The organism is Micromonospora sp. NPDC049201 (genome assembly GCF_055586805.1).
Window position 1 is genome coordinate 200,420 of the sequence record NZ_JBVJHM010000011.1, and the last position, 10,090, is coordinate 210,509.

Consider the following 10,090-nt stretch of genomic DNA (forward strand, 5'->3'; position numbering starts at 1 on the left):
GGATGGCCGGAATCGTGGTGGCCGGAATCGATGTTCGGCGTTACCCTGCCGCGCGTCGGGCGAAACCGGGCCGCACCGCGCCGGCCGCCGCGACCGGTCCGACTGGTATAAGGAAGCGATGACGACCTCCGCCTCACCCGAGCCCACCGACGAGGTCGTGGACCTCTGCCGGGACCTGCTGCGCATCGACACCACCAACACCGGGGACAACGACACCAGCGTGGGGGAGCGGCGCGCGGCGGAGTACGTCGCGGAGAAGCTCGCCGAGGTCGGCGTGGCCGCCGAGATCCACGAGTCGGCGCCCGGGCGGGCCAACCTGGTCGCCCGCATCCCCGGCACCGAGCCCGGCCGGGACGCGCTGCTGGTGCACGGCCACCTCGACGTGGTGCCCGCCGACCCCGACGAGTGGTCGGTGCACCCGTTCTCCGGCGAGATCCGCGACGGCTACCTGTGGGGCCGCGGCGCGATCGACATGAAGGACTTCGACGCCATGGTGCTGGCCGTGGTGCGCGACTGGCAGCGCGCCGGCGTCCGGCCCCGCCGCGACATCGTGCTCGCCCTCACCGCCGACGAGGAGGCCGGCAGCGACTACGGCGCGCACTTCCTGGCCCAGCGCCACCGGGGCCTGTTCGACGGCTGCACCGAGGCGATCGGCGAGGTGGGCGGCTTCTCCTACTCGGTCGACGAGCAGCGCCGGCTCTACCTGATCGAGACCGCCGAGAAGGGCATCGACTGGCTGCGCCTGCACGCCCGGGGGCGGCCCGGCCACGGCTCGATGATGCACGACGACAACGCGGTGACCGCGCTCGCCGAGGCGGTCGCCCGGATCGGCCGGCACCGCTTCCCGGTGGTGATGACCGACACCGTACGCGCGTTCCTGGCCGAGGTCTCCGACGTGCTCGGCATCGAGATCGACCCGGACGACCCGGAGACCGCGATCGCCAAGCTCGGCCCGATCGCGAACATCATCGGCGCGACGATCCGCAACACCGCCAACCCGACCCGACTGGCCGCCGGCTACAAGGACAACGTCATCCCCGGCCGGGCCACCGCCACCATCGACTGCCGCAGCCTGCCCGGGCAGAGCGAGGAGCTGGAACGGCAGTTGCGGGAGCTGGTCGGGCCGGACATCGCGATCGAGTACGTGCAGCGCCAGCCGGCCCTGGAGACCACGTTCGACGGGGACCTGGTGGCGCAGATGTCCGCCGCGCTGCGCGCCGAGGACCCGGGCGCGCACCCGGTGCCGTACATGCTCTCCGGCGGCACCGACGCCAAGGCGTTCTCGCAACTCGGCATCCGCTGCTTCGGGTTCGCGCCGCTGCGGCTGCCGGCCGACCTCAATTTCTCCGGCCTGTTCCACGGCATCGACGAGCGGGTTCCGCTGGACGGACTACAGTTCGGCGTGCGGGTTCTCGACCGCTTCCTCCGCAACTGCTGACCGCGCCCGCCGCGGCGCCGCCGGCGCGGAACCTGCCCCCATCGCGAAGGGACTGCCTCACATGACCGACCAGCACGGTGAGCTGGACGCCGCCCTCGAGCGGGTGATCGACGCGGCCCGCGCCCACCTGGCCGCCGTCCGGGCCGCCCAGGGCCGGATCGACGACGACGCCGTCTGGCAGGCGTACGTCGCGTTGAACAACGCCTCCTTCGCCTACGACGAGCAGTTGCTCGACGCGTTCGGCGAGGTGACGCCCTGGGACGTCGAGTCGATCGACCCGGACGAGGCCGACGAGCGCTTCGGCGCGGTCGAGGGCGGCGAGCCCACCGACCCGCACCCCCGGGTGATCTCGGTGCGGCAGCGCCGCGACTACCGGGTCCCCAGCGTCGCGGCGCTGCTGCGGGTCGCCGAGGCGGCCCGCCGGGAGGGCACCCCGGAGGAGGACGAGCCGGCGCCGGTCGAGGGCGTCGGCGAGGCGGTCCTGGAGCTGTTGCAGAGCGGCGACGGCTCGCTGTCCGCGCTCGACGTGCCGGAACTGGAGCCGCTCGACGGCGTGGTCATGGTCAGCGAGGTCGGCACCCCGGTCGACCTGGAGTCGTTCGACGACGACGACCCGGTCGGCCCGTTCCAGCCGGCCGTCGACGACCGGCTGGTCGGCCGGCTCGACGAGCACCCGTTCCTGGAGGTCGACGAGGAGCACGACCACGCCCACTAGGCCGTGCTCGCCCCGGGGCCGCACCGCACGGCGCGGCCCCGGGGACGGCCCGGCTCAGTACGACAGGCCGGGCTGCGGCTTGTTCACCACCCGGCGTCGCAGCATCACCTGCCGGGTGCCGTCCCGGTAGAGCCGCACCCGGGCCAACTCCCAACCGGAGAACTCCGCCTGGATCGCCAGTTGCGCCGCGGCGGTCAACCGATCGACATTCGAAGGCAACCGCAGCGGCGCGTACTCGTAGTCCATGGCATCCATGCTGCCCAGCCCGGCGGCGCTCCGCCACCCCCGGACGGTGACCCCGGTCGCCCCGCCGCCGCCGGCGACCGGTCAGCCGTCCCGCTCCGGATACCCGATCGGCACCGCGGAGACGTCGTCCAACGCCGTGACGATCTCGTCTGGCAGCGTCATCCGTTCCACCTGGAGCGCGCCGAGGAGCTGCCCGACCGTGCGCGCGCCGAGGATCGGCGCGGTCACGCCCGGCCGGTCCCGGATCCAGGCCAGGGCCACCTCCAGCGGCGACACGCCGAGCCCGCCGGCGGCGATCGCCACCGCCTCCACGATGCTGGAGCAGCGGGGCTCCAGGTACCTGCCGACGAACCGGTCGAAGTGCGGCGACACCGCCCGCGAGTCCGCCGGGCGGCCGTTGCGGTACTTGCCGGTGAGCACCCCCCGGCCCAGCGGCGACCAGGGCAGCACGCCCAGCCCCATCTCGGCGCAGGCCGGCAGCACCTCGCGCTCGATGCCGCGCTCCAGGAGCGAATACTCCACCTGGGCGGCGACCACCGGGGCGCGCCCCGGCCAGGCGGCCTGCCAGGCGGCGGCCCGGGCGGTCTGCCAGCCGGAGAAGTTCGACACACCGACGTACCGGGCCCGGCCGCTGGACACCGCGTGGTCCAGCGCGGCGAGCGTCTCCTCCAGCGGCGTGTCCGGGTCGTACCCGTGCGCCTGCCACAGGTCCACGTGGTCGGTGCCGAGCCGGCGCAGCGACGCGTCGAGCGTGCGCAGCAGGTGCCCGCGCGAGCCGTCCCGGCGTCGGCCGCTGCCCGGCCGCAGCCCCGCCTTGGTGGCGATGAGCAGCTCGTCGCGGTCCACCAGGCTGCCCAGCAGGGAGCCGATCACCGACTCGGCGTCGCCGTCGGCGAACACGTCGGCGGTGTCGACGAGGTTGCCACCCGCGTCGAGGTAGCTCTTCAGCTGGGCGGCCGCGTCGTCGGCGTCGGTGTCCCGTCCCCAGGTCATGGTGCCGAGCGCGAGCCGCGAAACCGCCAGCCCGCTTCGGCCGAGCGGTCGCTGTTGCATGCGTGAACCTTATTTCGAAGCCGGCGTCACGGATATCCTCGCCGCAGTCAACTTCCCGCGCGACCGCAGGCGGGTGTGACGTGTTCGGGCGAGCCGGTCGTCGGTGGCCCCACCGGCATTGCGTAACCTGATGCGACCTGTGGTGCGGACGGTGGGAGGATCATGCGACTCGGGCTCAGCCTCGGATACCAGACGGCGTGGAGCACGCCCGCCGACCACCTGGCGCTCGCCCAGGAGGCGGACCGCCTCGGCTACTCGGTGGTGTGGGCCGCGGAGGCGTACGGCTCCGACTCGCCGAGCATGCTGGCCTGGATGGCCGGGCAGACGGAGCGGATCGACCTGGGCTCCGCGGTCATGCAGATCCCGGCCCGGACCCCGGCGATGACCGCGATGACCGCGACCACCATCGACGCGCTCTCCGGCGGCCGGTTCCGACTCGGCCTGGGCGTCTCCGGCCCGCAGGTCTCCGAGGGCTGGCACGGCGTGCGGTTCGCCAAGCCGCTGGCCCGCACCCGGGAGTACGTCGACATCGTCAAGCTCGCGGTGGCCCGCAAGGAGGTCGCCTACGACGGCGAGCACTACACGCTGCCGCTGCCGGACGGGCCGGGCAAGGCGCTGCGGCTGGGCTTCCATCCGCCGCGCGCGCACATCCCGATCTACCTGGCCGCGGTCGGCCCGAAGAACCTGGAGCTGGCCGGCGAGATCGCCGACGGCTGGCTGGCCGTCTTCTACGCCCCGGAGTTCGCCGAGGAGCAGCTCGCCTCGGTCCGGGCCGGGCGGGCCGCCGCCGGCAAGGAGCTGGCCGGCTTCGACGTGGTGCCGTCCGTGCCGGTGGTGGTCGGCGACGACGTGGCCACCTGCGCCGAGCTGGTCCGCTGGTACGCCGCGCTCTACGTGGGCGGGATGGGCAGCCGGAAGCAGAACTTCTACAACCAGCTCGCCACCCGGATGGGCTACGGCGACGCGGCCCGCGAGGTGCAGGATCTCTACCTGGCCAAGCGGCAGCGCGACGCCGCCGCCGCGGTGCCGATGGAGTTCATCGACCGGACGTCGCTGCTCGGCCCGAAGGAGCGCATCGCCGAGCGGATGCGGGAGTACGCCGCCGCCGGCGTGACCACGCTGTCGGTGACGCTGTTCGTGGCCGACCGGGACAGCGGCGTGCAGACGCTGCGTACCGTGGCCGAGGCCCTCGACCTGTCCGGGGTCGGCGAGTGACCTGGATCGAGGCCATCGTCCTCGGCGTCGTCCAGGGGCTGACGGAGTTCCTGCCGGTGTCGTCCTCCGGCCACCTGCGGATCACCTCGGCGATCTTCTTCGGCCGCGACGCGGGCGCGTCGTTCACCGCGGTGACCCAGCTCGGCACCGAGGCCGCGGTGCTGATCTACTTCTTCAAGGACATCTGGCGGATCGTCCGGACCTGGTGCCTGGGCCTGGTGGACCGTTCGGTGCGCGCCAGCCTCGACTACCGGATGGGCTGGTACGTCATCGTCGGCACGATCCCGATCGGGATCCTCGGGCTGCTCTTCAAGGACCAGATCCGCACCGCCGGCCGCAACCTCTACCTCATCTCCTTCACGTTGATCTTCTTCGCCCTGGTGCTCGCGTTCGCCGAGTACTGGGGGCGGCAGACCCGCACGCTGGAGAACTTCCGGATGCGTGACGGCGTGGCGATGGGGCTGGGGCAGGCGATGGCGCTCATCCCCGGCGTCTCCCGGTCCGGTGGCACGCTGACCGTCGGTCTCTTCCTCAACCTCACCCGGGAGACCGCGGCCCGCTACTCGTTCCTGCTGGCCATTCCCGCCGTGGTGATCTCCGGCGTGTTCAGCCTGCCGGACGTCTTCGAGCCGTCCGCGCCGGGCACCGCCGCGCCGAGCGTGGCCCAGATGGCGGTGGCCACGCTGATCGCGTTCGCCATCGGGTACGCGGCCATCGCCTGGCTGCTGCGCTATGTCGCGCACCACACGCTCTACCTCTTCGTGATCTACCGGGTGGCGCTCGGCACGCTGGTGCTCTGCCTGCTGCTCACCGGCACGATCAGCGCCACCTGATCCGGTCCGGACACGCCGAGGGCCGGCACCCCGCCCGGGGTGCCGGCCTTCGCGGTGTCAGCTGTTCCAGTGCTCGGCGACGAGGTCGGCGGCCTGCTGCTCCCACTGCGCGTAGTGGTCGGGGTAGGCGCTGACCTGGACGGTCTGCGCCGCCTGGGTCAGCGGCATGTCCTGCCAGCCGTCGACCTGCTTGAGGCCCTTGAGGAAGGCCAGGGTGGCGTACTCGGGGTCGGTGATCTGCTCGACCGTGCCCCACCCGGAGGACGGGCGCTGCTGGAACAGGCCCTGCGAGTCGTGGTCGTTGCGGTCGCCGAGGTGGCCGAGGTTCTCCAGCTTCGACTCCTGCAGGGCGGTGGCGATGGAGACGACCGCGGCGCGCTCGTCCATGCCGGCCTTCTTGGTGGCGGCGATGATCGCCTTGACGTTGGCGGTCTGCTCGTCGTCGAGGTCGATGCGGGACTGGGCGCCCTGCACGCCGTGCGGGATGAGCGCGGCGGTGTCGAGCTTCGTCTGCACAGCCACGGCGCTCTCGCGCGGGGTGGGCGTGGTGTCCTGGTGGTTCAGCGGGCCGGCGGCCAGGCCACCGGCGACGGTCAGACCGGCGATACCGAGGATGCTCTTGCGCAGCATGGTGTTCATGGGGGCTCCGTTCGGGGGTCGACGCACCGGCTGGGGTGCGTGGCACCGTCAGGCGCTCGTCTCGGGGGATCCGGCCGGGCCACGGGGCGGGGGCCTCGTCGTGGCTGCCGAACCGGGTGCAACGACCGGCGCCCCACCGTCATTCCCGGGGCTCCCCCGGGGCGGGATCGCTGCGCGGCCGTTCACCCGGTTACAACGCCGCCCACCCCCCGCCGATTCCGCCCGGCGGGTGTCACCCACCACCCCCGAACCGGACACCCACCCCAAACGGCCCGCCCGCCCCGGTGACCATGAGGTTGTCGGCGCGCGATGTCCGTTCCGTCACCGTCAACCTCATGATCACCGCGGCGGCGACGTCGGGTGGGGGTGCGCGGTGGCGGGTCCGCTGTCGGGGGTGGGCACGGCCTAGGGTGGTCAGCGTGGCGACCCTTCTGCTCTTGCGACACGGCCGGACCACCGCGAACGCCGACGGCGGCCTGGCCGGCCGGCAACCGGTCGAGCTGGACGACACCGGCCGGGCCCAGGCCGCGGCCGTCGGCGGGCGCCTCGCCGGGCTGCCGCTCGCGGCGGTGGTGAGCAGCCCGCTGATCCGCTGCCGGCAGACCCTCGACCTGGCGTTGCCCGGCGTCGAGCCGGTGGTCGAGGAGGGCCTGATCGAGTGCGGCTACGGCGCCTGGGAGGGGCAGGCGCTGAAGAAGCTGGCGAAGGACCCGCTCTGGCCGGTGGTGCAGCAGCACCCCAGCGCCGCCGCCTTCCCGGAGGGCGAGTCGATGGCGGCGATGTCCGCGCGGGCGGTCGCGGCGGTGCGGGCGTGGGACGCGCGCGTCACGGCGGAGCACGGATCCGAGGCGGTCTGGCTGGCGTGCAGCCACGGCGATGTGATCAAGGCGATCGTGGCCGACGCGCTCGGCGTACACCTGGATCTCTTTCAGCGGATCGTGGCCGACCCGGCGTCGGTCACGGCGATCCGCTACACGCCGCTGCGGCCGTTCCTGGTGCGCCTCAACGACACCGGCGGCGACCTGTCGACGCTGGTCCCGCCGCCGCGCAAGCGGCGCCGGCGGGCGGTGCGGGCGACCGAGTCGGACGCGGCGGTGGGCGGCGGCGCGGGGGCGGCGCGGTGAGCCGGCCGGCCGCGGCGGCCCGGCGTGTTGCGCTCTGGGCGGATTCGGCGTCGGTGGGCTGCGCGGTGCTTCCGCGCTCCGGATAGGGTCGTGGGTATGACGCACCAGGTGCATGCGTTCGAGCCGCCGGAGCGGTTCGTCGCCGGAACGGTCGGCCCGCCGGGGGAGCGCACCTTCTTCCTCCAGGCGCGTGGCGGCGGCCGGCTGGTCAGCGTCGCGCTGGAGAAGGTCCAGGTGTCGCTGCTCGCCGAGAAGCTGGAGGAGTTGCTCTCCGAGGCGCAACGCCGGTTCGGGGTGAAGCTGCCGGAGGCCGCTCCGGTGGTGCTGGGCGACAACGAACCGCTCGACACCCCGGTCGACGAGGAGTTCCGGGTCGGCACGCTCGGCCTGGCGTTCGACGTGGACACCGCCACCGTGGTGATCGAGGCGATCGCCGTGGGCGAGGCGGAGGCCGAGGTCGAGCTGGGCGACGCGGAGACCGACGAGGTCGAGATCGACGAGGAGCCGGACGAGCCCGACGACGACCTCGACCGGCTCCGGGTGCGGCTGACCCCCGAGGCGACCCGCGAGTTCATCGAGCGCGCCAAGCGGGTGGTCAACGCCGGCCGGCCGCCCTGCCCGCTCTGCGGCCAGCCGCTCGACCCGGCCGGTCACCTCTGCCCCCGGCACAACGGCTATCACCGGTGACCTCGTCGGAACTGCAACCCCGACAGGACGCCGCGCAGGCGCTGCGGCTGCTGACCGACGGCGAGCTGACCCTGGAAGGGCGGCTGGTCGACGCCTCCAACGCCACGCTGCGCGGCGCGGTCGCGCTCGGCGAGACCACCGCGCACTGTGTCTACAAGCCGGTCCGTGGCGAGCGCCCGCTCTGGGATTTTCCGGACGGCACGCTCGCCGGCCGGGAGGTGGCCGCCTACCTGGTCTCCCGGGCCACCGGGTGGGACCTGGTGCCGCCGACCGTGCTGCGCGACGGCCCGTTCGGCCCCGGCTCCTGCCAGCTCTGGATCGACGAGCCGGCGGACGCCGAGCCGCTCGTCGGCTTCGTCCCGGCCGGGTCGGTGCCGCCGCGCTGGTTCCCGATCGCCGCGGCCCGCGACGACGACGGGGCGGCGTACGCGCTGGCGCACGCCGACGACCCGCGGCTGGCCCGGCTGGCCGTGCTCGACGCGGTGATCAACAACGCCGACCGCAAGGGCGGGCACGTGCTCGTCGGCGCCGACGACCGTATCTACGGCGTGGACCACGGCGTCAGCTTCCACGTCGAGGAGAAACTGCGCACGGTGCTCTGGGGCTGGGCGGGTCGCCTGCTCCCACCGGACGCGGTGGAGATGCTCGACGCGCTGGCCGGCCAGCTCGACGGCGCGCTCGGCGAGGAGCTGGCCGAGCACCTCACGCTCGGCGAGGTCGCGGCGGTCGCGGCCCGGGTGGCGCGCCTGCGGGGCGACGGTCGGTTCCCGCTGCCACCGGAGGAGTGGCCGGCCATGCCCTGGCCGCCGATGTGAACCGGTGTCGTGTTGATCACCCACGGGGTGGCACCCGAGCGCCTGACGGATCGTTAGGCTGGCGGTCATGGAGTCTTGGACGGGACACGAGGTGCCACGGCTGCCCGGTGAAGGCGTGCCGCTGAGGTTGTACGACTCGGCGCGGCAGGGCGTCCACCCCTCCCGGCCCGACGGCGTCGCCACCCTGTACGTCTGTGGCATCACCCCCTACGACGCCACCCACCTCGGGCACGCCGCCACCATGATCACGTTCGATCTGGTGCAGCGGATGTGGCGCGACGCCGGCCTGACCGTGCGGTACGTGCAGAACGTCACCGACATCGACGACCCGCTGCTGGAGCGCGCCGAGCGCGACGGCGAGGACTGGAAGGTCCTGGCCATGCGGGAGACGGCGCTGTTCCGCGAGGACATGGAGTCGCTGCGCATCATCCCGCCGGCGCACTATGTCGGCGCGGTCGAGTCGATCCCGGACATCGCCGACCGGGTGCTCGTGCTGCTCAAGGACGGCGCGGCCTACCGGCTCGACGACGGCACCGGCGACGTCTACTTCGACATCTCCGCCACCGGCACGTTCGGCTACGAGTCCAACCTGTCCCGGGCGCAGATGCGGGAGATCTTCCCGGAGCGTGGCGGCGACCCGGACCGCGCCGGCAAGCGGGACCCGCTCGACCCGCTGCTGTGGCGCGGCGCCCGCGAGGGCGAGCCGTCCTGGCCCGGCGGCGACCTCGGCCCGGGCCGTCCCGGCTGGCACATCGAGTGCGCCGTCATCGCGCTGAACCTGCTCGGCGACCGGATCTGCGTGCAGGGCGGCGGCAACGACCTGATCTTCCCGCACCACGAGTGCTCCGCGGCGCACGCCGAGCGGCTGACCGGCGCGACGCCGTTCGCCGACCACTACGTGCACGCCGGCATGATCGGCCTGGACGGCGAGAAGATGTCGAAGTCCAAGGGCAACCTGGTCTTCGTGTCCCGGCTGCGCGCCGACCGGGTCGACCCGATGGCGGTGCGGCTGGCCCTGCTCGCCGGCCACTACCGCACCGACCGGTCCTGGACCGACGAGCTGCTGGTCGAGGCGCACGAGCGGCTGGACCGCTGGCGGCGGGCCGCCGCCGCGCCGTCCGGCCCGTCGGGCGAGGCGTTCCTGACCGAGCTACGCGCCCGCCTCGCCGACGACCTCGACACCCCGGGCGCGCTGGCCACAGCCGACACCTGGGCCGCCCAGACGCTGGCCGGCGCCCCCGACGATCCGTCCGCCCCCGCCCTGTTCGCCGACGCGCTCGACGCCCTCCTCGGCATCCGCGTGTAAGGAGGGGCCCCCGGTTAAC

The 10,090-nt window shown here is 73.4% G+C and carries 11 protein-coding genes; 8 read left to right on the plus strand and 3 right to left on the minus strand.

Going from position 1 to position 10,090, the window contains the following annotated elements:
- Window positions 1-118 precede the first annotated feature (118 nt).
- Complete coding sequence (locus ACZ6O5_RS24045; protein ID WP_405094019.1) at window positions 119-1,438, plus strand: M20/M25/M40 family metallo-hydrolase; 1,320 nt, start codon at window positions 119-121, stop codon at window positions 1,436-1,438.
- A gap of 61 nt (window positions 1,439-1,499) precedes the next feature.
- Window positions 1,500-2,153: a hypothetical protein gene (locus ACZ6O5_RS24050; RefSeq protein WP_107155555.1), complete on the plus strand. Its 654-nt coding sequence runs from the start codon at window positions 1,500-1,502 to the stop codon at window positions 2,151-2,153.
- 54 nt (window positions 2,154-2,207) lie between these two features.
- Here ACZ6O5_RS24050 and ACZ6O5_RS24055 read toward each other — a convergent pair whose 3' ends face one another.
- Complete coding sequence (locus ACZ6O5_RS24055; protein WP_107155556.1) at window positions 2,208-2,399, minus strand: DUF5703 family protein; 192 nt, start codon at window positions 2,397-2,399, stop codon at window positions 2,208-2,210.
- Window positions 2,400-2,480: 81 nt separating this feature from the next.
- Complete coding sequence (locus ACZ6O5_RS24060) at window positions 2,481-3,452, minus strand: aldo/keto reductase (RefSeq protein WP_107155557.1); 972 nt, start codon at window positions 3,450-3,452, stop codon at window positions 2,481-2,483.
- 162 nt (window positions 3,453-3,614) lie between these two features.
- Between ACZ6O5_RS24060 and ACZ6O5_RS24065 the strand changes: the two genes are divergently transcribed.
- Entirely contained in the window at window positions 3,615-4,667 is a 1,053-nt protein-coding gene (locus tag ACZ6O5_RS24065) for an LLM class F420-dependent oxidoreductase (RefSeq protein ID WP_396774447.1), read from the plus strand.
- Entirely contained in the window at window positions 4,664-5,500 is an 837-nt protein-coding gene (locus ACZ6O5_RS24070; protein ID WP_465980051.1) for an undecaprenyl-diphosphate phosphatase, read from the plus strand. The genes ACZ6O5_RS24065 and ACZ6O5_RS24070 overlap by 4 nt, the downstream gene beginning before the upstream one ends.
- A 57-nt stretch (window positions 5,501-5,557) precedes the next feature.
- Here the strand turns inward: ACZ6O5_RS24070 and ACZ6O5_RS24075 are convergent, their stop codons facing one another.
- Window positions 5,558-6,139, minus strand: coding sequence for a hypothetical protein (locus ACZ6O5_RS24075; RefSeq protein WP_405094021.1), 582 nt, complete (start codon window positions 6,137-6,139; stop codon window positions 5,558-5,560).
- A 410-nt stretch (window positions 6,140-6,549) separates the two neighbouring features.
- Between ACZ6O5_RS24075 and ACZ6O5_RS24080 the strand changes: the two genes are divergently transcribed.
- From ACZ6O5_RS24080 to mshC, 4 genes are all read left to right on the plus strand, one after another.
- Window positions 6,550-7,263 carry a histidine phosphatase family protein gene (locus tag ACZ6O5_RS24080; protein ID WP_465980052.1) on the plus strand — a complete coding sequence of 238 codons (714 nt, stop codon included), beginning with the start codon at window positions 6,550-6,552 and terminating at the stop codon, window positions 7,261-7,263.
- 96 nt (window positions 7,264-7,359) lie between these two features.
- Window positions 7,360-7,950 carry a DUF3090 domain-containing protein gene (locus tag ACZ6O5_RS24085; protein ID WP_405094023.1) on the plus strand — a complete coding sequence of 197 codons (591 nt, stop codon included), beginning with the start codon at window positions 7,360-7,362 and terminating at the stop codon, window positions 7,948-7,950.
- Window positions 7,947-8,765 carry an SCO1664 family protein gene (locus tag ACZ6O5_RS24090; RefSeq protein WP_465980053.1) on the plus strand — a complete coding sequence of 273 codons (819 nt, stop codon included), beginning with the start codon at window positions 7,947-7,949 and terminating at the stop codon, window positions 8,763-8,765. Before ACZ6O5_RS24085 ends, ACZ6O5_RS24090 begins: the two co-directional genes overlap by 4 nt.
- A 67-nt stretch (window positions 8,766-8,832) precedes the next feature.
- A complete protein-coding gene (gene mshC / locus ACZ6O5_RS24095; RefSeq protein WP_465980054.1) occupies window positions 8,833-10,071 on the plus strand; it encodes a cysteine--1-D-myo-inosityl 2-amino-2-deoxy-alpha-D-glucopyranoside ligase in 1,239 nt (412 codons plus the stop codon).
- Window positions 10,072-10,090 lie beyond the last annotated feature (19 nt).